The following is a 25,162-nucleotide window of genomic DNA, read 5'->3' on the forward strand; positions in this document are numbered from 1 at the left end:
ACCGTCGGTCGCGTAGCACCGCGCTCACCTGCCCGGCGACGAACCGGACGCTGCCTTCGGCGACGGGCTTGTCTCTTGCCTTGATTCGGGCTGGGACGATCGCGGTGCCGTAGTGCTCCGCCAGTCGCGGGATTGAGCACCGGCTCGTATCGGTCTGCCTTCGATACCCCGGTGCGGAGGTTGTCGGGGATCAAGAGCCGCCCGGCCCCGCCGAAGTTTTCGAACGCGTGCACGGTGATCCAGGACCCGAGTGTCATATCGGCGAACGTCTCCACGTACGAGTACGCGCTGAATGAGAACGCAGCCACGAACAGCCACCCCGTTCACCGGCTGACCGGTGATCGGGTCGGCGTAGGCCATCGGATCCCCGGCCCAGTCGACCTCGACCGACTCGCCGGGGTTACGCGGGATCCGCATCGACGCGCCCGTCGCTTTCGCCCACCGCCGGTACTGCTCGTTGAAAAACGAGTACTGGTACGGCACCTCACCGGTCTGCCGGCATCTGGCGACGTATTCGTTCCACAACAGCAGCAACGTCACCGACGGGCGACCCAACTCGTGGTGCACGTACTCGAAATCCGGGGCCGCCCGGTCAGAGACCGATGCCGACGGATCCGGCAGCAGCAGCCTGCGGACCTCATCGACGCCGAGCTCGGCGACCTCACCGAACCCCACCCCTGCGGTGTTCGCCGCGGCGAACACCGCAGCGACCGTGCTACGCGAGCACCCCAAACGTCAGCGATGCCACGCTGGCTCACACCGTCAGCACGCAGCCGAAGGATCTGTTTGTAGTCGACCATCGAAGGCGACTCTTTTCGTCAGGTCCGCACCCGGGCGGCACGGACCTGACGAACCTCTCACCCACCGGCCACTCCAGCGGCCGAACGGCTCACCCCGCCACGTCGCGGTGGCTCACCCTCACCCGGAACAGTGGCTCACCCAACAACGGAACACCGGCCCTCAGCGAGCGCAATATGCAGGCCGGCGAGCGGGACCTCCCGAACCGTCGGCGGGACGCTCCGGGCGATGCGGGCGATCTCCTCGTCCTCCGCCGCATCCTCGGCGGGCGCGATCGCCGCCAGCTCCTGGACCACAACCTCGAGCGACGTGTTCTGGGCTGTCGCACGGCGCCGGATCTCGGCGGCGGCATGGGCGAGGGTGTACATCCGCTGCCACGGATAGTCGCCGTTCCGGGCGATGGCGACGGTGTCGCGGGTGTAACTGCGCTCATCGCCGGGGACGAGCCACCTTTCGGTGCGGTCCGAGGCGAGGAAGAAGTCGACGTAGCAGTTCCCGCACGGCATCCGGTACAACCCCGGCTCGGTGGGAGCGGACTCGGTGCCGCGTGCGATCATGTCGCGGATGACCTGCTCCCAGTCGACATCGCCATCATCGTGTGACGCGGGCGCCCCCTCCTGAGCAGAACAGGGCATGCCCACCTCCGATGCGGATCAACTCGAGGTCTTCGGATGTCCCAGACGGCCATCTGCTGACTTCTTCTACACCCGGATCTTCACCGCGGCCTCACCGAGCCCCCCACTCGCCCAGTGTGCGAGCGAGATCAGCATGCGAGCATGGCCGTCAGATTCGTAGGAGCGTTCGTCGTGGCCAAGGAGGTCGACGGCGATCCTGCTTGCACATTGCGTACGCGTCCATGCCGCCCGGTGTGCGTGTCGTGTCTGGTGGTGGTGCGCCACGGTGTGGTTGCGTCCGATTTCTTGGATGCGGCAGTACCCCTCGTCGAAGACGTCGAATGGGGCGATGGTCGTACCGTCGGGTAGCGTCCCTCCGGTGATGTGTGTGCGGGATGCCGGGGGGTGGAAGGAGAGGCCTGGCACCCACATGCCGCCGATCGCGGGGAACCAGTCGGGGTAGTCGCGCAGGGACGACACGGCACAGTGCAGCGCGAGCACTCCCAGCCCTCGGGCGAGGGCGGCGGCGAACCCTTCCACCGCGTCCGTCGGCACCGGTGCCGCGTCCTGCTCGCCTCGCCACGGGTCGCCGGCGTTGACGACGAGGAGGTCGATGTTCTGCAGGGTGCTCATCGCGTGGTCCACGTCGTCATCCACAGAGACGTTGAATCCGGCCGTGCGCAGAATGTCCGCGATGATCGGGCTCGTCCGGTCGAAGGGATGCCAGGGGTCGCTGTAGCGGCCGGAGCCACTGGCGATGAGTGCTCGCATCCGCGTTTCCTCCGAAGTGGCCGATGAACGCCAGCGGGTCTGGCGCCATGATCCCAACACACTAGCTAATGTGGATAGCGATATCACAGTCGACGGGAGGACCAGGTGCACGCAAAAGCTCCAAAGCCGCCGACGCTGACCGACGTAGCGCGCTTAGCAGGCGTCTCCGTGCCGACGGCGTCGCGCGCGTTGAACGGCGGGGTGCGTGGCGCACAGAGCGGCTCGGCGGAGCTTCGCCAACGCGTCACCGACGCTGCCCGCGCCTTGGGGTACTCGGTGAACCCCGCAGCACAGGCCACCAAAGGTGGCCGGTCGCGAACCGTTGCCGTTCTGGTCAGCGACATCGAAGACTACGGATCCGCGACCATGATCTCCGGCGTGATGCACGCCGCTGAGAAGCGAGGTGCCTCGGTCGCGGTGCGCACCACGAGAGACGACCCGCTGCGTGAGCACGAGTTGCTCGCTCAACTGCCCGGCGAGCGGCATCGTGCCGTTATCATCGCGACAAGTCGCACGACGGACGCGCACCGCGAAAGTGCTCTGGCACGACAATTGGATACCCTGGTCGAGCAAGGAACACGGGTTGTCGTCGTCGGTGACAGTTCGTTGGAGTTCCCATCCGTGACGGTCGACAATCGAGTGGCAGCTCGCCTGCTCGCTGACGGACTGGCAAGGGCCGGACTTCGACGCTTCGCAATCTTGTCCGCGCCGGCATCGGAGATCACGGCACACGACCGGGTCGATGGATTTCTTGCCGGACTCGCTGAGCACGACATCACCGTTCCGCGGCAAGACGTCATCCATCGCACCTTTTCGCGAGACGGTGGCTATGCGGCTGTACGTGCGCTCGAGGGCCGGCTGGACCAGTTCGACGTGCTGGCCGCCATGAGCGACGCGATGGCTGTCGGCGCGATCGCTCGACTGTACGAATTGGGGATCGATGTCCCCCGCGAGATCGAAGTCACCGGCTTCGACCACGTGCCCATGTTGGGCGACGTGCTGCCTCAGTTCAGCACCGTCGAGGTTCCGTTGGAGGCGTTCGGCGAGGCGGCGCTGTCCCTGTGCCTTGACGAGGACGACGTGCCTGCGGATACCACTATCGCGCTGCGTGCCACGCCGATCGTGCGTGGCACGGCGGTGAAGCGCCGCTGACGACGACTCGCTTCACAACCCTCCGCTTCAGCCACAGCTTGGTCTTGTTCGCAACAACCGGGTCGAACTTTTTTCGATCGAAGACTGGCAAACGATATCCATTTGAGCTAGCCTGACGTCGACGCAGAAGTCGTCGGCATGATTCAAGGGAGATCACATGTACAACGCAACGAGGCGCGGCATCCTCATGACCGGCATCGCGGTCAGCGCCATCGGCGCGCTGGCGCTCACCGGCTGCACCGCTGGGGGGAGCGAGGCTGCCGGCAGCCAGGAGAAGACCACCATTCGGTTCCTCTATGCAACCGGCGACGAGACGTGGAACAGCGTGGTGGACTCGGTCGTGACGACGTTCAACGAGCAGAGCGACACCACCACGGTCGAACTCGACCCGCTTCCGGCCGGGTCGGACTACGCAACCGCGCTGAAGACGGTCGACGCCACCGGCAACTGGCCGGCCATCGTCGACATGCGCGACACGCTCACCTATGTCAACGCCGGCAAGCTGGCCCCGATCCCGTCAGAGGTCACCGATCTGCTGGAGCCGACGGCATTCGCGGCGGCGGAGGACGGCAACGTCTACACCGTGCCCTACAGCGCCCTCAACGGCGAGCTCGGCATCAACATCATCTACAACAAGGACTACTTCGAGGAGAACGACCTCGAGGTGCCCGAGACCTACGACGACTTCATCACACTGCTGGAGGACATCAAGGCCAACGGTGATGTGCCCCTGGCGACGGCCGCCGGTGAGGTGTGGCCCTCCGACCAGCTGTGGAAGCCGCTGGCCGCGCCGATCTTCGCGGAGTACACCGACGAGGGCGGCTTCTGGAACGCCGCCGCCGAGAAGACGGCCACGGTGGAGGACCTGCGCGATCCGCTCGAGGAACTGCAGTACATCACCGACAACTTCGTCCTCGAGGGTTGGCAGTCCACCGCCGACGCGCAGACCACCACACTGTTGGTGAACGATCAGGCTGTCATGGCGACGTCGTCCGCCGGTCTGGGGCGACTCAACGACATCCACAAGGTGGACCCCGACTTCAACGCGGGGTTGTTCATCATCCCGGACGAGGACGGCAACATCAACGTCCTGAAGAACAGCGTGGTCGGCGACACCGCTGGTGGTCTCGCGATCTCGTCGCAGGCGGCGGAGGATGAGGACGAGCTGGCCTCGTCGGTCGAGTTCCTCGAGTTCTTCTACTCCGTGGAAGCGGCCAACCTGATGGAGGAGGCCGGATGGATCTCGCCCAACATCGTCGACTCCGACGAGGTCGTCCGTAACAACTCGATCCCTGGTGCCGAGGACTTCTTCGCCCTCCTGGAGAACCCGAACCTCGTCTGGTACGAGAACGCCCCCACCTGGAGCACGTTCAGCGCCTTCAACACGTTCTTCCGTCAGTCTCGCATCGAGATGCAGGACGGACAGTCGTCGCTGGACGACACCATCAACAAGACCCAGACCGAGCTCGACAACCAGGTCGCGGCTGCCGGCTGAGTCCCTTGCACAGGGTGGGTGGCGGCCTGTCCACCCCCCACCCTGTGGCCTTCAAGCATTCCGTCCAAGGGAGAACGACATGAGTGATCAGAGCGCTCAGGTAGGCCAATCCAACGCCGTCGGCCCCGGCGTGCTGCTCACGGGTGAACGACCCTTCGAGGGAGCGCCTATCGGCAGCCAAGAAGAGTTCATCGCCGGCGAGGACCGTCGCAAGCCCCGGCGCTGGAGCCGTGGACGCCTGGTGATGCTCGCCTTCGTCGTCCCGGCGCTGGTCATCTACCTGCTCATGGTCATCGTCCCTTCGCTGCAGACGGTGCAGCTGAGCTTCACCAACTGGGACGGCATCAGCGATGGCTACGACTACATCGGAATCAAGAACTACGAGGACATCCTCACCAGCGGCCGCTTCTGGAACGCCGTCCGCAACACGCTCATCCTCGGTCTCGGCTCGGCCATCATCATCAATGTCATCGCCCTGATCGTCGCGCTCATGCTCGACAAGCTGAACCACGCGCCGGGACTCTTCCGCACCGCGGTGTACCTGCCCGCTCTGGTCAGCGCCTTCATCATGGCAACGATCTGGAAGTACCTCCTCAACTTCAACTTCGGCAGTGTCAACACCGTGCTGCGGGAGATCGGGGTCCCCGACTGGGCACGCGACTGGCTCGGCGACAGCAGCATCGTGATCTGGGTGATCCTCTTCATCACCTGCTTCACTCTCGGCGGCAACACCACCCTCATCTACCTGGCGAATCTGCAGTCCGTTCCGCAGGAGTTGGTCGAGGCCGCCCGCATCGACGGCGCCAACGGCTGGAAGGTGTTTTGGAACGTCACCTGGCCGATGATCGCCGGCGCCGTGACCGTCAACATGACGCTCGCGATGATCGCCGGCTGGGTCATCTTCGACCAGATCCTCGTCCTGACCGCCGGTGGCCCCGGATTCGTCAGCGAAACGATGGCGTTCTTCATCTATAAGGTCGGCTTCGGCGAGTACCGCGCCGGGTTCGGATCGGCGGCCGCCGTCGTCCTGTTCCTCGTCGTGATCGTCAGCACCGTCGGCACCAACGCCTACATGCGCAAGAGGGAGATCCAGGCATGAGCACCACCACCACGCGCCGTCCCTTCCGGCTGCGGCGCAAGGAGAGCTCCGAGAGGAAGAAGTGGAGCGTCGGCGAGGTCATCGTGATGATCGTCCTCGCGGTGCTGGTGCTCATCGTCGCCTCGCCGGTCATCTACGCGCTGCTGAACTCGTTCCGCAGCTACTCGGAGATCACGATCGACCCGATGGGTCTGCCGACGCAGTTCACGCTCGACAACTACGTGCAACTGTTCCAGCAGACCGACTTCGCCGAGGCGATCCTCAACACGGTCATCATCACCGTCGGCACCGTGGTGCTGCTGGTGGCGATCGTGCCGATGGCCGCCTACGGCATCGAACGCGTCGGCGGCGGCACCTCCCGATTCCTGTACGTCCTGTTCATCGCCGGACTGATGATCCCGTTCCAGGTGCGGATGATCCCCCTGGTCGAAGGGTTCAACCAGGTCGGCCTCTACAGCACCCTGCTGTCGGTGATCCTGGTCCACCTGGGAGGCGCGGCGAGCTTCGGCATCCTGTTGTACTGCAGCTTCATCAAGGGCATCCCTATCGAGGTGGAGGAAGCTGCGCACGTGGATGGCGCCGGCAGGTTGCGCACGTTCTGGTCGATCGTGTTCCCAATGCTGCTGCCGGTGACGTCCGCGTTCGTGATCATTCAAGCGCTCGGGCTGTGGAATGACTTCTTCATCCCGCTGGTGTTCCTTGATTCGTCGTCTGCGGGCACGATCAACGTGGCTATCAACCGTATGGTGGGTCTGCTCACCTCGCAGTGGCAGCTCATTTACACCGGCGCGATCCTCGCGATCATCCCGTCGATCGCGATCTTCGCCGGTTTCCAGCGCTACTTCATCAAGGGCATGTCGGTCGGGGCGGTGAAGGGATGACCAGCCACCCTATTGCGCGCCGCCCGTCGCGGAGGGTCGGCCGCGTCGCGGCGCTGCTCGCCTATGACGGGCCGATCGCCACCGCACTGCTGCGCGTGTTCCAGTTCTTCCTGGTGGCGGTGTCGTTCCTGGCCTGCCTGGCGCCCATGCTCCTGTTCGACGCGTTGGTCGGCTGGCAGCCCACCCACCTGGCGCTGTGGCTTGGCGCCGCCTCGCTGCTCCCGGTCGCACCCGCCGTGCTGGGCGCGCTCTGTGCCGCCCGTCGGGTGCTGCTGATGCCCGGGGAGAGGGGCCCAGCTCGCACCTTCTGGCGCGGGTTCGGCCGCGGCGTCCGGTCGCTGTGGTGGGTGGCAGCCGGGGTGAGCGCCGCAGTGCTGGTGATCGGCTACGACCTCGCCCTGCTGGGCGACAGCGACACGATGCTGCTCGTCGCGACCATCGGGTTGGCGCTGCTGCTCGCGCTGATCGTCGGGATCAGCAGCGTCGCCGAGTCGTGCACCACGACCCGACCGCGGGCGCTGCTCGTGGCAGCGGTGCGAGCAATCATCGCGCGACCGCACGTCGCTCTCAGTTGGGTGCTGCTCATCGCCGCCGGCGTGGGCGCATCGATGCTGCCCGTGATCGGGGGAACGGTCGCGCTGTTCGCGCCCGCCCTCGTCGCCTGCGGGATCGTGATCTGCAATCGCACCCTGAACTTCCTCGCCGATAACAAGGAGCTCTCCTCGTGACCGACGCGCTGCAGCGCCTCCAGACCCTTCCCAACACGGAACTGCGACCGGAGGCGCCCACCACCGGCGTGCCGGAACGCGTGCGCGTCGCCGAAGCCACCTTCGATGTCGAATGGTCGGCCGATCGGCCGGCCGCGCTAGTGGTGCGCGACTCGCCGTTCGGCGGTCGCGCGTCCGTGCCGCTGGTGGAGATCTTCACCGCGGAAGAGCAGCGCGCGCGCACCAGCCAGGCCTACTTCCGCTCTGCCGTCGGCGCCCGTATGCGAGTGATCGCGGTGAGCCACGAGGAGGATGCCGCCGCCCGCCGCACCCTGGTGTCGCAGCGTGATGCGACCACGGGTTTGGAAGCTGACACCGTCATCAGCCAGCCGTGGGGCGTCTCCACGGTGCGGGCGCAGACCCGGCTGCGCAACGCCGGCACCCGCCCCGTTGTCATCACTGCGGTCACGTCGTTGTCTTTCGGGTTCGGTCTGTCCGAGTCCGACCTCGACGACGTGCGACTGGCCGTCGCCGACAGTGAGTGGCTGGCCGAGGACCGGTGGAGCGAGATTCCGCTGCGCGCTGTGCTGCCCGGGGTGTCCCTGGGCTTCCACGAGCAGGACGGCCGCGGACACTACGGGCTCAGCAGTCACGGCGCCTGGTCCAGCGGCGAGCACGTTCCGTGCGGCATCCTGACCTCTGGCGATGGCAGCGCTCTGGCCTGGCAGATCGAGACCAGCGCCGGCTGGCACGTCGACATCAGCCAGGCCCGCGACGGCGGCGTGCTGTCGCTGTTGGGACCCACCGACCTGGAGAACCACTTCGCGCACCGAATCGCCCCCGGCGACACATTCGACGCAGTGCCGGTTTCGATCGCCTCCTCGCATGACGGTCGCGACGGCGTGGTCGCGGCGCTAACCGCCTATAGGCGGTGGCTGCGCCGCGGCCAGGACACGTCCAGCCTCCCGGTCGTCTACAACGACTTCATGAACACGCTGATGGGTCAGCCCACCACCGAGCAGCTGCTGCCGCTGGTGGCCGCCGCCGCCGACGCGGGCGCCGAGGTGTTCTGCATCGACGCCGGCTGGTTCGCCGAACCTGAGATCGGCGACTGGTGGGCGACCGTGGGGGAATGGCAGGAAGCGAACACTCGTTTCACGGCGGGCCTGAAGCAGATCACCGACGAGATCCTTAGCCGCGGAATGCGGGTCGGCCTGTGGCTGGAACCCGAAGTCGTGGGTGCCGACAGCCCCGTCGCCGATGTATTGCCGGACGACGCCTTCTTCTGGCGGCACGGCCAGCGGGTCATGGAACACCGCCGTTATCATCTGGACTTCCGCCACCCGGCCGCCCGTGCCCACATGGACGAGGTCGTCGACCGGATCGTGGCGGAGTACGGCGTCTCGTACATAAAGCTGGACTACAACATCAACCCGGGCGCAGGCACAGAACGCGACGCGACCGCCGCCGGCGATGGACTGCTGGGCCACACCCGCGCCTTCCGGGAATGGCTGATCGACGTGCAGCAGCGGCACCCCGGCCTGCAGCTGGAGAACTGCAGCTCAGGCGCGATGCGGGCCGACTACTCGCTGCTGGAAGTCACCCACCAGCAGTCCACCAGCGACCAGCAGGACTTCCGGCTGTACCCGCCGATCGCGGCCTCGGCGCCGATGTCGATCCTGCCGGAACAATGCGCGAATTGGGCGTACCCGGCAGCGGGAATGACCGACGAGGAAACCGCTTTCACCCTCGTCACCGGACTCAGCGGACGGCTCTACCTCTCGGGATTCCTGCACGAGCTCACCAATGAACAGCGCGCACTTGTCGCAGACGCCGCTCAGCTGCACAAGCGGGTTCGCCGTGGCCTGTCCGCCGCGGTGCCGTTCTGGCCGCTCGGCCTGCCAGACTGGGACGCCGACACCATCGTGCTGGGGCTGCACACCGACGACGGCGACCTGCTGTTCGTCTGGGACCGTCACTCCGACGCTCGCACGCTCACCATCCCGGGCATCACCGGCACCGCAGCGCAGCTGTTCCCAGCACTCACCGGCGCTGCCCCGAGGGTCACCCTCGCGGGTCTGCAGCTGCAGACCCCGGCGGGCGCGGCGGCACGGATGCTGCACATCGCCCGGTCGTGAGAGGATGCGACGGTGAACGGAGGACTGATCCGTCCGGGCCGCACCTTCGTGGACGACCGCGGCAGCACCGCCCAGCTGCACGGCATCGGGCTGCACCGCGACGACGACGGCACCTGGTACGCGTGGGGAGAAGACAAGACCGCCGGCGGCACCTTCACCGCGGTTACGTGTTACAGCTCACCTGACCTCAGCACCTGGCGATACGAAGGCGACGCCCTGGTCGCCGGCGACGGCGACCTTGGCGCGGACCGGGTGATCGAAAGGACCAAGGTGCTGCGCCGCCCGGACGGCAAGTGGATCATGCTGTTGCACGTGGACACCGCGGACTACGGCTACGCGCGCGTCGGGTACGCGATTTCCGACACCCTGACCGGCCCGTACCGCTATCTCCACAGCGAACGACCGCTCGGCAACATCAGCCGCGACCTCGGGGTGTACCAGGAGCACGGCGTCTGGTACCTGCTGTCCGAGGACCGCGACAACGGGCTGCACATCTACCGGCTGCGAGACGATTACCTCGGCGTGGCCGAGATCGTCACCACGCTGCGGCAGCAGAACCGGCCCGAGATCGGCTACGAGTCGCCGACGCTGGTACGCCGCGACGACCGGTACTACCTGTTCGGATCCGACTTGACCGGGTGGAGCACGAACGACAACATGTACACCACCGCCACCGACCTTGCGGGCCCGTGGGGCCCGTGGCGGCCCTTCTCGCCAGAGGGGTCGGCCACGTTCGGCTCGCAGGTCAGCGTGGTCGCCGCCGCCGTCGACGGCGGGCACATCTACATCGGCGACCGCTGGCTGAAGGACGATCTCTTCCACTCGCCCGCCGCGTGGTTGCCGATCACCCTGCGCGACGGGAACGCCGAGCTGCGCTGGCATGACCAGTGGAGCGTCGAGGAGTTGCAGTCATGAAGGCCCTGCTGTCCATGGACGCCGCAGCGTTCCCGTTGGTGTTCACCGAACCTGAGCGACACCGGCTGGCACAGCTCGTGGACGTCGACCTGACCCGCCCCGATCGTCCGCTGGCGGACCTGACCGCCGCCGAACGCGAGTCGGTGGAGCTGCTCATCACTGGATGGGGGGCCCAGTGGCTCGGTGCCGCCGAGCTTGATCACCTGCCGCGGCTGCGCGGAGTGGTGCACTGGGGTGGGGGAGTGGGATTCCTGGACCCATCTGCCCCGACGCGCGGTATCGCGGTGTCCTCGGCCCGTGCCGCGAACGCGGTCCCGGTGGCGGAGTTCACATTGGCGATGATCATCCTCGCCGCCAAGGACGCGTTCTGGGTGTCGCGCATCTACGGGCAGCAGCAGGCGGAAGTGCTGCGGGAGGTGGAGCTTGCGCACACCGGTCTGTTCCGCCGTACCGTAGGCATCATCGGCGCCTCAAGCATCGGCACCCTGGTGATCCAGCTGCTTCGGCGCCACGACGTCGACGTGCTGCTGTTCGATCCGTACGCCACACCGGAGCAGGCCGGACGTCTTGGCGCGGATCTGGTGACGGACCTGGCTGAGTTGGCGCGGCGCAGCACCATCCTGTCGGTGCACGCGCCGGAGCTACCCGCTACTCGCGGCATGGTGTCCCGCGACGTGCTGGCCCAGCTGCCTGACGGTGCGACGGTTGTCAACACCGCCCGAGGCGCGCTGGTCGACCAGGCCGCGCTCGTCGAGGAGCTGACGGCGGGGTCGGCTGCGCGCCGTGCTCGACGTCACCGAACCCGAGGTGCTACCCGCGGGACACCTGCTGTACACCCTGCCCAACGTCTTCCTGACACCGCACCTGGCCGGATCGACCGGCAGCGAGCTGCAGCGCCTTGGCGCGGCAGCCGTGGCCGAAGTCGAACGATTCGTTATCGGCCAACCCTTCGCCCACCCCATCACCCCTTAGGGAGCACACCCGTGGGCGTCATTCACAACCCGGTCTTGCGCGGTTTCAACCCCGACCCCTCGATCCTTCGCGTCGGAGAGGACTACTACCTCGCGACCAGCACCTTCGAGTTCCACCCTGCGGTCCGGCTGCACCACTCGACCCACCTGGTCCAGTGGGAGGTCATCGGGCACGCCTTGGACGACGGGTTCGACCTGCGGGGGATCCCCGACTCTGGCGGTGTGTGGGCGCCCAGCCTGTCGTACGTGGACGGCCAGTACTGGCTGGCGTACTCGATCGTGCGATCCATGGACGGCGACGACAAAGACATCGACAACTACCTCACCACCGCACCCACGATCGACGGGCCGTGGAGCGCCCCGATCCACCTCGGCTCTCGCGGGTTCGACTTCTCCTTCTTCCACGACACGGACGGCACCCACTGGATTGTCGGCGTGCAGTGGGACCAGCGACCCGAACACCCCTCCTTCGGCGGCCTCGTCGTGGAGCAGTACCTCCCCGACCAGCAGCGCACGACCGGGTCTGCCCATCTCATCTACCGCGAGGATGGGCTGGTCGAAGGCCCCAACTTGTACCGGATCGGCGAGTGGTACTACCTGCTGATCGCCGCCGGCGGCACCGGTTGGAACCACAGCATCACCGTCGCCCGCTCCCGCACCCTGCTCGGTCCCTACCTGCGCGACCCGGAGATGGCGGTGCTCACCACCCGCGACGCCCCCGGCGAGCCGTTGCAGAAGGCCGGGCATGGCGAGCTCGTGCAGACCCCGGCAGGAGAGTGGATCTTGGCGCACCTGGCGAGCCGGCCGACCCTGCAGCTGGGGGCGCGGTACTCGACGCTGGGTCGTGAGACCTGTCTGCAGAAGGTGATCTTCGATCAGGACGAATGGCCGCGCCTCGCGCACGGCGGGCACCACGCCGCCATCGACGTCCCCGTCGGTCCAGCCAACGACGCCCTCGACAGCCCAACGGACGGGTTCACCGACGACTTCGCATCCGACAGCATCGATTCCCGACGCTGGTCGACCCTGCGCGCCCCGCTCGGCACCGCCGCCGACCTGCGCGGCCGGCCCGGCTGGCTACGGCTCCACGGCGGACACTCACCGGCATCGGTTTACGACCAAGCAATGCTTCTTACGCGCGTCGAGGAGCACCATACGAACGTCGAAGTGGTCGTGGACGCCGACCCCCGCAGCTCCCGGGAGAGCGCTGGGCTGATCGCCTGGTACGACCGCAACGGCTGGATCTGGTTGCAGATCACGTGGGACGACGAAAACGGCCGCCACGCCCGCGTGGTGCGCCGCGACGGGACGATCACAACCCGATCGGCGCCGGTCTCGGTCCCGCAGGGACCACTGCGCCTGAGCGCGGAACTGCGCGGCCCCGTGTTGACCTTCGCCGTCGGAGCGGCTGACGGTAACCCGTCGCCCGTGCCGGGAACCTACCCGGCATGGACGCTGTCGGACGACCACGGCCCTCGGCTGCGGTTTACTGGGCTGTTCCTTGGCGTGCGTGCGGACGATCTCGACGGCCGCCGTTGGACCGCCGACCTGACGGACTTCCGCATCCGGTTCACGCGGCCTTGAAAAAACCCGGGCCGGCACTTGACGTGTCGGCCTTCCTCTCGCCACAGTTAACGGCAAACGATATCCATCACACTGATGTGACACTCGGACCTCAATGAAGAAGGTGCAGATCGTGCAGAACCCTCATCTCTCCGCGGAGCAGCGCGGAGGATTCTGGCGCAGGATTCTGGCGATCGCCACAGCCGGCGTGCTCCTGGGTGCCGGCATTCAGGCAACTGTCGGTACGACAACTCCCGCGGCGCAGGCTGTGGAGGCCTGCACGGTGGAGTTCAACACCACCGAAAGCGCCGCTGGCTTCACGCACCCCGGAGTGAGCGTCACCGCCGAGCACCTCACCAACGCACGCACCCAAATCCAGGCGGGCGCGGAGCCGTGGGCCAGTTACTTCCAGGCCATGTCGACCTCGCCGGCGGCGGCCACCACCGTGACCTCGTCCAACGCGTCGACCGCCGACCACACCGTCGCGGCGTCCACGGCGTTCAACAGCCAGGGCTTCAACGCACGATTCATCGCGGATGGCCTGAAGGCGTACACCCAGGCGTTGATGTACGTGTTCACCGGTGAGCAGGTCTACCGCTCCAACGCGATGCGCATCATCCGCATCTGGGAGCAGATGGACCCAAGTCAGTACGCTGCGTTTGCAGATTCCCACATCCACACCGGCATCCCGCTCAATCGCATCGTGACGGCCGCGGAAATCCTCCGCTACGCCTCGTGCGACGTCGACGAAGCAGCGTGGACCGCCGAGGACACCACCGCGTTCAGTCGGAACCTCATCACCCCGGTGATCAATACGTTCCAGAGCGACCAGAACCATTTCATGAACCAGCACCTGTATCCGCTGCTGGGCGCCATGGCCGGCTATATCTTCCTCGACGACGCTGAAGGGTATGCGAAGTCGGTGGAGTGGTTCACTGTCAACTCCACCGCCAACGACCAGGGCTTCAACGGCTCGGTGGAACGGATATTCCGCCTGGTGGACCGCAACGACGCCACCGGCGAGCCCATCGCCGAGCCGCGAGTGCAGCACATAGAGATGGGTCGCGACCAGGCCCACGGCGGCGGCGACATCACCAACACCTACATCCTGGCCCGGCTGATGATGGCGCAGGGCACGACCGTCGACCCGACTGCCGGCACGATCTCGACCGCCGCAGACGCCGTCGGCCCCTACGAGTTCCTCGACGACCGGATCCTCGCCGCGGCGGACTACTTCTGGAAGTACATGCTCGGTTACGACATCGACTGGACGCCGGTCGGCTACGCGATCTCGCCCGACGGCACCGTCCGCGATACGTACGACCGCCCCTCGGAGGCGTACCGGGGTCGCTACAACACCGCCGGGTTCTGGGACCTGTACTACTACTACACGTACGAACGCGGCGTCGACCTGACCACCGCAGCGCCCTACTACGCCGAGGCGTTCTCGAAGCGGCTGCCCCCGGACTACTACTATCGCGGCGCGGTGACCCGCGCGTGGGACAACGTCGACGGCGGAGGGGACTTCTGGCTGTTCACCCCGGCCGCGGCCGCGGGAACGCCGGTCCCCAAGCCGCAAACCAGCGCGACGACGCTCCAGGTCGAGGACCGCTACACGCACATCTCCGGCGCCGTACACCAGGAGACGGAGGGAGACACCTCATTCGTCCGGCTGACCACCGGCGCCGAGCCCGCGAAGATCGCGTTCCTCAACGGCTCCACCACCAACAAGCGCATCGCGCTGAGGGTACGTGCCGATGAAGCGACCGAGCTGCGATTGTCGTTCGGCCTGAACGAGAGCATCATTGTCCCGGCCACCGGTGGACAGTGGCGCCAGATCGTCATCGACCTCACCAGTGCGGAGACCCTCGCCGACCTGGTCTACATCGAGACCGTCGGCGACGGCGGATCAGTCGACGTCGACAGCATCCTCGTCGACACCGCTGCGCTCAGCCCGGTGCGGTTCAAGGGCGCCGCGGAACGGGTGGTCACGGTCGCCGGCGACGCGGTGACGGCGACGCTGACCACCGAGGGCGGAAACGGGGCCGCGCTGACCTACGACAGCCGCGACCTTCCCGCCGGTGCGCAACTGGACGCCGCAACCGGCAAGCTGCAGTGGTCGCCCGCGGCAGCGGGGCGGCAGGAGGCGGTGATTTCGGTCACCGACGGCATCACCGTGTCTGCACAGCGCCTGCAGTTGATCGCCGGCGAAGACCGGGAAGCCGCGCTGCAGCTGGCACAGCAGGCTCGTGAGGCCGGCACGGTCTACACGCGCACCACCGACACCGCCTACGCCACCGCTCTGGACACGGCCGAAAGCGCCCTCGATGCGGACGATTCCGCGTTCCAGGCGGCTCTGACCGCGCTGACCAACGCCGTCGACGCGTTGACGCTCGTCTCGCCGAAGACCTCGTTGGGATCGCTGGACTACCCGGACCTGCTGGCAGCCTCCACCGCCGGCACCAACACCTCGTTGCTCGTCGACGACAACCCTCAAACCGGCACCGTCTACGGTCAGGCCGTCAACCTGTCGCACGTGTTCAATTTCGGACCGTTCGCCCGGGTGCAGGCCGACCGGTTCGCGCTGCGCTCGAACATATTCGAGGACCGGCTGGCGAACACAGCCGTGTTCGGGTCCAACGACGGTGTCTCATGGACCCGGCTCGCCCCCGGCGTCACCACCATGACGCAGGACATGCAATACCTCGACGTCGCCGAGGAACTGCGGTCCCAGACGTTCCAGTACATCAAGGTGCAGCTGCTGCAGCCGCTCCCGGACGTGCTCTACGGGACCGTGCAAAACCTCTTCGAGATCACCGAGTTCCACATCTTCGGCGAACGTTCCGAAGCCATCGGCGAGCTGACCAGCGTCACGCTCAGCGCCCCCGCGTCGCTGAAGAACCGCGTAGTCGCCGGGAGCACCGTCGCGTTGGACTTCACCGCCTCGGCCCCCATCGCCGACGTGAAGGTGACCATCGCCGGCAAGGATGCTCCCGCAACCAGCTCGGACGGCGGCCGCACCTGGAAGGCGACGGCGATCCTTCCCTCCACGGTTACCGCCGGCGCGCAGCTGCCGTTCACCATCGACCACACCACCAGCACCGGCCTAAAGGCCAACACCGTGCTGACAACCTCCGACGGCAGCAGCGTCTACGTGTCCACTGATCAGGGTCTGCTGGACAAGACCCTGCTCGCGGCGCCGGTCACCGCGGCCGCTGGCACGGCAAACCCGACTCCGGCGGCTGAGGCGGCCAAGCTGTTCGACCAGAACATCGCCACCCACACCGACACCCGGCTGTCCAACGGGAGAGCTGCTCTAGTCTGGGATCTCGCTGAGGGCGCGTCGATGTCGATCAGCGGTGTGGACGTGCTGGTACGCCAGGACCAGTACGGCACCAGCCGGCTGAGCAACCTCCGATTCGAGGGCTCCGTCGACGGCGCCACCTGGACGCCGCTGACCAGTAACGTACAGGCCGACCCGAACTGGCAGCGACTCACTTCGGTCAGCAACGAGGCGTTCCGGTTCATCCGGCTCACCAACGGCAACATCATCAACGTCGCTGAGACCCGGGTATTCGGCACCTACACCGCTCCGGTGACCGTCATCAGCTCGCTGAAGCTCTCGTCCTCGAACTCACTACGCAACTACGCCGTCGGCGGCGACACCGTCACCCTGGACATCACCACAACGGAGGCGCCGACGAAGATCTCCGCCACCATCGACGGGGCGCCCGCCGCCATCCAGACCGCCGGGTCTCCCACGACCTTCAAGGCCACCGTCATTCTGGCCGCCAGCGACCGGATCGGCTCCAACGCCGTCATCACCGTCGACCACACCACGGCCGACGGCCGACAGGCGGTCACCACTCGCCAGACGACCGACGGCTCCACGGTGCGCATCGGCTCGAACAGCGGCCTGGTGGCAAATCTGCTGAAGGTGGCGTCCAGCGTGACGCTCGCGGGTTCGCCCGACCCGTCTACCGTGGCACGTCCGCAGAACCTGTTCGACGGGTCGCTGACCACGTACACCGACGCCCGCATCGTGAACGGGTCCGCAGACATCATCTTCGACCTGGGCACTACCCGGCAGATCGCGCTGAACAGCGTCGAGTTGGCAGTCCGGCAGGACACTCTCGGGACGACGCGGGTGAAGAACATGCGCCTGCTCGGTTCGAACGACCGGCAGCAGTGGAACACCCTCGTGACGGGTGTGCAGCAGACCCTGGCGTGGCAGGGCCTAGCGGTGGATCCGACCCTCGCGGGCACCGGGTATCGCTACCTGCGCGTGACCAACGGTGACATCCTCAACCTCGCGGAACTGCGGCTGCACGGTGCGGTGATTTCGCCCATCGCATCGATCACACCGGCTGAGGCCACCACATTCCGCAACGAAGCACCTCAGCTTCCTGCGACGGTGGTGGCAGTCCGGGCCGACGGCTCGAACACTGTCGAGCAGGTGCAGTGGGCTGCGGTGGACCCATCGGCGTGGGCAACGGCCGGGACAGTCGAGGTCGCCGGCACCGTGCCAGGCACCACCGTGCCCGCGGTAGCGAAGGTCACCGTCACCGACGACGGCTCAACCGCCGCTCCCACGGTCGGGACGCTCTCGCACAACAACGGATGGGACACCGGCCTGCTCGACGGCGATTACATCATCACCTACAACATGTGGTGGGGTGAGAACACTCGCCGCATCATCCTGCGCGAGGGCGACGTCGTGATCGCCGAGAAAACGCTGAGTCGTAACACGCCGAACGTGCAAAGCGCGTCCTTCCCGATCAGCGGCAAGGCAAACGGCAACTACGTGTACACGGCGGAGCTGATCAACTCGAGCGGCACCAGCACCACCCAGCCAGTCACGGTCGTCGTCCGTGACGCCAGCCCCGGCAAACCGGTACTGAGTGCGGACAACTGGGATGGAGACGGGAAGTTCACTCTCACCGCCGACATGTGGTGGGGGACCAACGCCACCTCGTACGTCTTCATCGAGAACGGTGTGCAGATCGGGTCGGGCAGTTTCACAGGCGCGACGCCCGCCGCGCAGCGTGCGCAACTCACCGTCACCGATCGCCCGATAGGGACGCACACCTACGTCGTGGAGTTCCGAAACTCCGCCGGCGTGACCACCAGCTCGGAGCTCAAAGTAGCGGTCACGCGATGAGCTGATCAGGGGAATGTCAGCAACGCTGCTCCCACAAGGGGGGCGTCGGAGCCCAGAGCGGCGCGCACGACCCTGACCGTGCGCGCCGCAGGGAGCACCGCAGCGCTGCGAGCAGACTGCTGCACAAGGTGGACATAGTCGCCGGAGACCAGCGAGAACCCACCACCGATGACGATGAGGCCGACGTCCAGTAGCGCGCACACGCCAGCCAGAGTCTGCCCGACCGCTTTGGCTGATCGTTCGATCGCTGCGCGTGCAACCAGGTCCCCCGTTTGCGCGGACTCGGCAGGTCCATTCCGGTCTGGCCTGACCACCGTTGTCCCCGAGCCCAGGCCACCGTCGCCGGGCCGGACGCGACCGACTCCAGAGTTCCGGCTGTCGGATCCTCTGCAGATTCGTCAGCGGCGACGCGGAGCTGTCCGATATGCCCAGCGTTGCCGTGTTCGCCCCCGATCGGCACGCCGTCGATCACAATGCCACCGCCCACGCCCGTGGAAACCACCATCGACACGCTGTTCGAAACGCCCGATGCGGCGCCAAAGCGGGACTCAGCCAACGCAATACACGTCCCGTCGAGGGCTAGCCGTATCGGCAGAGCATCACCGACAACCTCCCGCACCACAGCGACGATCGGGAAGTCATGCACGGGAAGGTTCAACGGCGACACTGTGGCCTCCCCGCTGTTCAGCGGTCCCGCGCTACCGATCCCCACAGCGGTGATGATTTGAGTTGACAGCCGAGCGGACACAGTGCCCAACGCCACCTCGCCGAGAGCATCCCGCAGCTCAGCGAACCCCGCCCCCGGGCCGGTCTCGGATCGTCGGCGGCTCCCCGACGAAATCACTCCATCCCTGTCGACCAATGCCGCCTCGACCTTCGTCCCGCCCAGATCGATCGCCAGAACAACGTCGTCCATGTCTCTCCTCGGTCACCCGAACAGCAGTTGCGGAAAACGCATTCCCGCTGTCATAGTAGTGGATAACGATTGCCAAAGGAGCAGGGAATGTCAGAGACGACCACGACCATCGCGCATCACATCGACGTCCGCCCGGGGGTGCGCGAGATCGGGATCATCATGAACGGTGTCTCGGGCCGCATGGGCTACCGCCAGCACCTCGTGCGGTCGATCCTCGCGATCCGCGACCAGGGTGGCATCGAGCTGCCCGATGGCTCGAAGGTCACGGTGAAGCCAATGCTGGTGGGTCGCAGCGAGGCGAAGCTCGCCGAGCTCGCGGCGAAGCACGGCATCGAGGACTGGACGACGGATCTTGATGCTGCGCTGGCCGATCCGCGCTGGGAGATCTACGCCGATTTCCTCGTCACCAAGGCGCGGGCGACGGCGCTGCGGAAGGCGATCGCGGCGGGCAAGACGATTTACACCGAGAAGCCCACGGCGGAGTCGGTAGAGGAGGCGCTCGAGCTCGCGCGCCTGGCCGCCGCGGCCGGGGTGAAGACGGGTGTCGTGCACGACAAGCTGTACCTCCCGGGTCTGCAGAAGCTCAAGCGCCTCATCGACTCGGGCTTCTTCGGGCGCATCCTGTCCGTGCGCGGCGAGTTCGGGTACTGGGTGTTCGAGGGCGACTGGCAGCCCGCCCAGCGCCCCAGCTGGAACTACCGCGCCGAAGACGGCGGCGGCATCATCGTCGACATGTTCCCGCACTGGAACTACGTGCTCGAGAACCTTTTCGGCGAGGTCAAGTCGGTCTACGCGCAGGCGTCGGTGCACATCGCCGACCGGTGGGACGAGAACGGCGAGCACTACACCGCCACCGCCGAAGACGCCGCCTACGGCATCTTCGAGCTCGAGGGCGATGTCGTCGCGCAGATCAACTCCTCGTGGACCGTCCGCGTGAACCGCGACGAGCTCGTCGAGTTCCACGTCGACGGCACGCGCGGCTCGGCCGTCGTGGGCCTGTTCGGCGCCAAGATCCAGCACCGCAACGCGACCCCGAAGCCGGTGTGGAACCCCGACCTCGCCGACGACCACGACTACGACGTCGACTGGGCTGAGGTGCCCACCAACGACGTGTTCGAGAACGGCTTCCGCCAGCAGTGGGAGGAGTTCCTCGCCTCGTACGCCCTGGGCACCGACTACGCCTTCGACCTGCTGTCGGGGGCGCGCGGCGTGTTGCTGGCCGAGGCCGGCCTGCAGTCGAGCCGCGATGGCCGCAAGGTCGAGCTGCCCCCGCTGTCGCTGGACTGACCGGCTGGAACTGTAGAAGGAATCGGGATGTCAAACCTCACACTCTTCTCCAACGCGGGGGCCGTCTCCACGGTCGACTTGAACGACTCCCCGGGCTACACCAAGCCCGAGGGCGCGCTCCAGAGCCGCGTGGCGTACGCCGCGGCGCACGTCGTTCCGAAGACCTGGGCCGACAACACCCCGGGCCGGGCGGCCGAGGTCGACTGGGATGCCACGCTCGACTTCCGCCGCGCGGTGTACTCGTGGGGCCTCGGCGTCGCCGACGCCATGGACACCGCCCAGCGCAACATGGGCCTCGACGCCGCGGCGACGCGCGACCTCATCGCGCGGTCGGCCCAGGTCGCTCGCGAAGAGGGCGGCGCCGTCGTCGTCGGGGTCAACACCGACCACGTCGACGAGGAGCGCATCTCGATCGACGAGGTGATCAGCGCCTACAAGACGCAGCTGCACTTCACCGAGGAGCAGGGCGCCGGCCCTGTGCTCATGGCGTCGCGCCACCTCGCGCGCGTCGCGGACTCGGCCGACGACTACCGCCACGTCTACCGTGAGGTGCTGCAGTCGGCGACCGTGCCGGTCGTGCTCCACTGGCTCGGCACCGCGTTCGACCCGTCACTCGAGGGCTACTTCGGATCTCCCGACTGGCGTGAGGCCTCGGCGGTTCTCCTCGAGATCATCGAGGAGAACGTCGACAAGGTCGCGGGCGTCAAGATGAGCCTGCTCGACGCCGCGTCCGAGGTGTCGGTGCGCGAGCGACTTCCCGAGGGCGTGCGTATGTTCACCGGCGACGACTTCAACTACGTTGGCCTCATCGGCGGTCAGGACGTGCCCGACGCGACGCAGCCGGAGCGCAACCCCGAGAGCCCGCGTCAGCACTCCGACGCCCTCCTCGGCGCGTTCGCGGCGATCACGCCGGTCGCATCCGCGGCGATCCAGGCGCTGGATGCCGGTGACCCGGCGCGGTACGTCGAGATTCTCGGCCCGACGGAGGAGCTCAGCCGCCAGGTGTTCGCCGCGCCGACGTTCTATTACAAGACGGGCGTCGCGTTCCTGTCGTGGCTCAACGGGCACCAGTCCGCGTTCCAGATGGTCGGCGGGCTGCACTCCGCGCGCAGCCTTCCGCATCTGTCGCGCATCATCGAGCTCGCCAACGCCGCGCACGCGCTCGAGAAGCCCGAGCTCGCGGCGATCCGCTGGCACGCCATGCTCCGCCACAACGGCATTGGCGTCCCCGGAGTGCTCGCATGATCGTCGACCCTCGCCTGTCGATCAACCAGGCGACCATCAAGCACGCCGACCTCGCGACGGCGCTGCGCGTCACCGCCGAGGCGGGCGTGCAGGCGATCGGCCTGTGGCGCGAACCCGTGCAAGAGGTCGGCCTCGCGACGGCGGCGTCGATGCTGGCCGACTCGGGGCTGCGGTTCACCACCCACTGCCGGTCGGGCTTCTTCACCATGCCCGAGGGCGCGGCGCGCCGCGCCTCGATCGATGACAACCGCGTCGCCATCGAAGAGGCGGCAACCCTCGCCGCCGCCGGCGCGGAGGGGTCGACCGCGATCCTCGTGCTCGTCGCGGGCGGCCTGCCCGAGGGCTCCTGTGATCTGGTGGGCGCCCGCGAGCGCGTGCGCGACGCGATCGGCGAGCTGGCTCCGGATGCCTCGGTGGCAGGTGTCACCCTCGCCATCGAGCCGCTGCATCCCATGTACGCATCGGACCGCTGCGTCGTCTCGACGCTGGGGCAGGCGCTCGACATCGCCGCCGACTTCGAGCCGCATGTCGTCGGAGCCACCGTCGACACGTTCCACATCTGGTGGGATCCCGACATCCTGGCATCCATCGCCCGTGCCGGGCGCGAGGGACGCATCGCGACGTACCAGGTGTGCGACTGGAAGACCCCGCTGCCCGCGGACGTGCTCCTCAGCCGCCACTACCCGGGCGACGGCGTCGTCGACCTCGCGACGCTGACGGCAGCCGTCGAGGCCACCGGCTACGACCGCGACATCGAGGTCGAGATCTTCAACGAGGACATCTGGAACACGGAGCCCGGACAGGTCGTCCGGCGCACCGCGGCGACTTTCGGTGCGACCGTGTCACCCTCGCTCAGTAGTGTCGCAGACTCTCACTGATGAAGCAGACGATCATCACGATGGCGGCGGGCCGACGGAGCGCTTCATCTCCGACGCTGCACGACGTCGCGATGGCGGCGGACGTCTCTCTCGCCACGGCATCTCGAGTGTTGAACGGCTCGGCACGAAAGGTCGCCGATTCCTACCGTCAGCGTGTCGAAGCGGCGGCACAGCAGCTCGGCTACTCGGCGAACCTCTCGGCCCAGGCGACGGCGAAGGGAACCTCGGCGATCATCGCACTGCTCGTCGCCGATATCGCCGATCCGTACTTCGGACAGCTCGCATCCGGTGTCGGACGCGGCGCCGACGAGGCGGGCCTCGTGGTGACGATCGCGATGACGGCGCGCGACGCGGCGCGCGAGGTGCGTCTCGTCCGCGCCCTGCGTGGACAGCGGCCCCGGGGTGTGATCCTCGCCGCGTCGCGGAGCAACGAGACGTCGACCGCGGCGCTTCAGCACGAGATAGATGCGGTCACAGCCGCGGGGGGACGCGTGGTCGCTCTCGGCCCAGGTGCGGGTCTCACGGTGCGCTCCGTGCTCGTCGACAATCACGGAGGCGCACGCGAGCTCGGACTGGTGATGGCGAGTCGTGGCTATCGGTCGGCGATCATCCTCGCTGCATCCGAGGGCGTGCGTACCTCGGATGACCGCGTCGCCGGATTCACCGAAGGCTTCCTCGCCGGTGGCGGGGCGGTCGACCGGGTCTACCGCGACGGATTCACGCGAGAAGGGGGCCAGCGTCTCATGAGGGACGCGCTCGCCGACGGCGTGGAACCCGGCACGGTCGTCTTCGGCATCAGCGACGTCGTGGCGATCGGTGCGCTCTCCGTTCTGCGAGACGCGGGTCGCGCGGCCGTCGCGGTCGCCGGGTTCGACGACGTTCCCGCCAGCCGCGACGTGAGCCCGGCCCTCACGACGGTACGGGTTCCGCTCGAAGAGATCGGCTACCAGACCCTGCGTGCGGCCCTCGATGAGACGTGGCAACAGAACGACGGTGCGATCCGACTCGATGTGCTCGTGCGCGAGAGCACCCCCGAGCGATGAGCACGGCCGCCGGCACAGTCGTCTTCGCGCCCGACAGCTTCAAGGGCTCGATCGGCGCAGCGGATGCCGCCTCGGCACTCTCCGCGGGCTGGGCGTCTGTCCGGCCCGACGATCGCGTCGTGCTGCGACCCGTCGCCGACGGCGGCGAGGGCACGCTCGACGCGTTCGCGGCTGCCGTCGCGGGCGCCACTCGGATGCGGGTGAGCGTCACCGGACCCGACGGCACGCGGACGGATGCCTCGTGGCTCCGCCTTCCGCCGACGGAAGAGGCACCGGCTGGAACCGGAGTCGTCGAGCTCGCCTCGACGTCGGGCATCGAACTCCTCGGCGATCAGCGTCTGCCGTGGGACGCCGACACGACCGGGTTCGGGCAGGCGATCGCGGCCGCGCTGGACGCCGGCGTGTCACGGCTCGTGCTGGGGATCGGATCGTCGGCATCGACCGACGGTGGCACTGGCCTTCTCCGCGCACTCGGCGCCACCCTGACCGATCGCGACTCTCGGCCCATCGGTCGCGGCGCGCGAGGCCTTTCCGCCCTGATGCACGCCGACCTGACGGCGCTGCAACCGCCGCCCACGGGCGGCGTGATCGTACTGTCCGACGTCACCAACCCGCTCCTCGGCCCGCTCGGCGCCGCCACCGTGTTCGGGCCGCAGAAGGGCTTCACCCCCGACGACATCGCCGCCGTCGAGGATGGCCTCGGCCGCTTGGCGGGTCTGCTTCCCGCCGACCCACGCACTCCCGGTGCCGGCGCGGCAGGCGGATCGGGCTTAGCCCTCCTCGCGTGGGGTGCGCAGCTCGTGCCCGGTGCCGGCGCAGTAGCCGAGCTCGTCGGGCTGAGAGACGCGCTGGCTGCAGCATCCGTGGTCGTGACAGGCGAAGGGTCGTTCGACCGCCAATCTGCAGCGGGAAAGGCACCAGCCCACGTTGCTGAGGTGGCTGGATCGCTCGGCGTCCGCATCGCGCTGGCGGCGGGGCGCATCGCAGCGAACGCCGACCTGTCGGCGTTCGCGGCCGCCGTTTCGCTCATCGACATCTCAGGGTCACTGGACGCAGCGCGCACCGAGCCCGCGCGCTGGTTGCGCGAGGCGGGCGCGGTACTAGCCCGTTCCTGTGGGTGAGACACTCAGGCAACGAGAGCAGATCCAGTAGGAATCCGCCATTTCGCGTGGAATCCTGAGCCGCAAACAACTGCCAACATCGGTGGAATCCCGGCATCCTCCGCCATATCGGACGGGAACCTACACCTGCTGCCTGCTACGACGCTGTTGGCTCCATGTGAAGATGGCGGCTTCCACGGGTAGTTGGCGGACATACGGCGGTTTCGCCGTTTGCTGTGGACACTCGCTTCTGGATGCAGGCGGGCGTCATGAGCGAGCCGCTTGCGGCCTTCTTCATGGGTGGGGTGATGCGGTGATCCCACTGAGTCGAACCCATCTCACGATGCGATAGCGAGTGGTGCGGTGGCATGATGTCACCTTCATCCTGATCTTCATCGACCGAGCGGACACCGATGTCCGTTCAGAGT

Annotated in this window: 18 protein-coding genes and 1 pseudogene; 14 read left to right on the plus strand and 5 right to left on the minus strand. The window is 67.2% G+C overall.

What is annotated here, in order from left to right:
* Positions 1-24 precede the first annotated feature (24 nt).
* The 3 genes from FHG54_RS01990 to FHG54_RS02000 all read right to left on the minus strand — a co-directional run bounded on the left by FHG54_RS01990 (position 25) and on the right by FHG54_RS02000 (position 2,183).
* Complete coding sequence (locus tag FHG54_RS01990; RefSeq protein ID WP_139415675.1) at positions 25-702, minus strand: hypothetical protein; 678 nt, start codon at positions 700-702, stop codon at positions 25-27.
* 233 nt (positions 703-935) lie between these two features.
* Entirely contained in the window at positions 936-1,355 is a 420-nt protein-coding gene (locus FHG54_RS01995) for a zinc ABC transporter ATPase (protein WP_198169652.1), read from the minus strand.
* Between the two features lie 144 nt (positions 1,356-1,499).
* A complete protein-coding gene (locus tag FHG54_RS02000) occupies positions 1,500-2,183 on the minus strand; it encodes a ThuA domain-containing protein (RefSeq protein ID WP_139415677.1) in 684 nt (227 codons plus the stop codon).
* Positions 2,184-2,351: 168 nt separating this feature from the next.
* Between FHG54_RS02000 and FHG54_RS02005 the strand changes: the two genes are divergently transcribed.
* From FHG54_RS02005 to FHG54_RS02050, 9 genes are all read left to right on the plus strand, one after another.
* Positions 2,352-3,335 carry a LacI family DNA-binding transcriptional regulator gene (locus tag FHG54_RS02005; protein ID WP_232333573.1) on the plus strand — a complete coding sequence of 328 codons (984 nt, stop codon included), beginning with the start codon at positions 2,352-2,354 and terminating at the stop codon, positions 3,333-3,335.
* Between the two features lie 157 nt (positions 3,336-3,492).
* On the plus strand, positions 3,493-4,830 hold the full coding sequence (locus FHG54_RS02010) for an ABC transporter substrate-binding protein (RefSeq protein ID WP_232333572.1): 1,338 nt from the start codon (positions 3,493-3,495) through the stop codon (positions 4,828-4,830).
* A gap of 79 nt (positions 4,831-4,909) precedes the next feature.
* On the plus strand, positions 4,910-5,929 hold the full coding sequence (locus FHG54_RS02015; protein ID WP_139415680.1) for a carbohydrate ABC transporter permease: 1,020 nt from the start codon (positions 4,910-4,912) through the stop codon (positions 5,927-5,929).
* Entirely contained in the window at positions 5,926-6,810 is an 885-nt protein-coding gene (locus tag FHG54_RS02020; RefSeq protein ID WP_232333571.1) for a carbohydrate ABC transporter permease, read from the plus strand. Before FHG54_RS02015 ends, FHG54_RS02020 begins: the two co-directional genes overlap by 4 nt.
* Positions 6,807-7,538: a hypothetical protein gene (locus tag FHG54_RS02025; protein ID WP_139415682.1), complete on the plus strand. Its 732-nt coding sequence runs from the start codon at positions 6,807-6,809 to the stop codon at positions 7,536-7,538. The genes FHG54_RS02020 and FHG54_RS02025 overlap by 4 nt, the downstream gene beginning before the upstream one ends.
* Positions 7,535-9,655: a glycoside hydrolase family 36 protein gene (locus FHG54_RS02030; RefSeq protein ID WP_233437835.1), complete on the plus strand. Its 2,121-nt coding sequence runs from the start codon at positions 7,535-7,537 to the stop codon at positions 9,653-9,655. Before FHG54_RS02025 ends, FHG54_RS02030 begins: the two co-directional genes overlap by 4 nt.
* A gap of 12 nt (positions 9,656-9,667) precedes the next feature.
* Complete coding sequence (locus FHG54_RS02035) at positions 9,668-10,570, plus strand: family 43 glycosylhydrolase (protein ID WP_233437836.1); 903 nt, start codon at positions 9,668-9,670, stop codon at positions 10,568-10,570.
* On the plus strand, positions 10,567-13,125 hold the full coding sequence (locus FHG54_RS16875) for a family 43 glycosylhydrolase (RefSeq protein WP_233437837.1): 2,559 nt from the start codon (positions 10,567-10,569) through the stop codon (positions 13,123-13,125). Before FHG54_RS02035 ends, FHG54_RS16875 begins: the two co-directional genes overlap by 4 nt.
* A gap of 94 nt (positions 13,126-13,219) precedes the next feature.
* Positions 13,220-18,265, plus strand: coding sequence for a discoidin domain-containing protein (locus FHG54_RS02050; RefSeq protein WP_139415686.1), 5,046 nt, complete (start codon positions 13,220-13,222; stop codon positions 18,263-18,265).
* A 5-nt stretch (positions 18,266-18,270) separates the two neighbouring features.
* Here the strand turns inward: FHG54_RS02050 and FHG54_RS16880 are convergent, their stop codons facing one another.
* A complete protein-coding gene (locus FHG54_RS16880; RefSeq protein WP_267898516.1) occupies positions 18,271-18,579 on the minus strand; it encodes an ROK family protein in 309 nt (102 codons plus the stop codon).
* Between the two features lie 65 nt (positions 18,580-18,644).
* Positions 18,645-19,181: pseudogene (locus FHG54_RS16885) on the minus strand (ROK family protein); the annotation flags it as partial.
* Between the two features lie 87 nt (positions 19,182-19,268).
* Here FHG54_RS16885 and FHG54_RS02060 point away from each other — a divergent pair.
* From FHG54_RS02060 to FHG54_RS02080, 5 genes are read left to right on the plus strand one after another with little or no spacing between them, the layout of a single operon-like run.
* On the plus strand, positions 19,269-20,468 hold the full coding sequence (locus FHG54_RS02060) for a Gfo/Idh/MocA family protein (protein WP_210415456.1): 1,200 nt from the start codon (positions 19,269-19,271) through the stop codon (positions 20,466-20,468).
* A 27-nt stretch (positions 20,469-20,495) separates the two neighbouring features.
* On the plus strand, positions 20,496-21,713 hold the full coding sequence (locus FHG54_RS02065; protein ID WP_139415688.1) for a dihydrodipicolinate synthase family protein: 1,218 nt from the start codon (positions 20,496-20,498) through the stop codon (positions 21,711-21,713).
* Complete coding sequence (locus FHG54_RS02070) at positions 21,710-22,591, plus strand: sugar phosphate isomerase/epimerase family protein (protein WP_139415689.1); 882 nt, start codon at positions 21,710-21,712, stop codon at positions 22,589-22,591. Before FHG54_RS02065 ends, FHG54_RS02070 begins: the two co-directional genes overlap by 4 nt.
* A complete protein-coding gene (locus FHG54_RS02075) occupies positions 22,591-23,634 on the plus strand; it encodes a LacI family DNA-binding transcriptional regulator (RefSeq protein WP_198169649.1) in 1,044 nt (347 codons plus the stop codon). The genes FHG54_RS02070 and FHG54_RS02075 overlap by 1 nt, the downstream gene beginning before the upstream one ends.
* Positions 23,631-24,755, plus strand: a complete 1,125-nt coding sequence (locus FHG54_RS02080) for a glycerate kinase (protein WP_139415691.1) — start codon at positions 23,631-23,633, stop codon at positions 24,753-24,755. Before FHG54_RS02075 ends, FHG54_RS02080 begins: the two co-directional genes overlap by 4 nt.
* The last annotated feature ends 407 nt before the right edge of the window (positions 24,756-25,162 follow it).

Origin of the sequence: Agromyces laixinhei (assembly GCF_006337065.1) — a bacterium.
Classification (GTDB): Bacteria; Actinomycetota; Actinomycetes; order Actinomycetales; family Microbacteriaceae; genus Agromyces; species Agromyces laixinhei.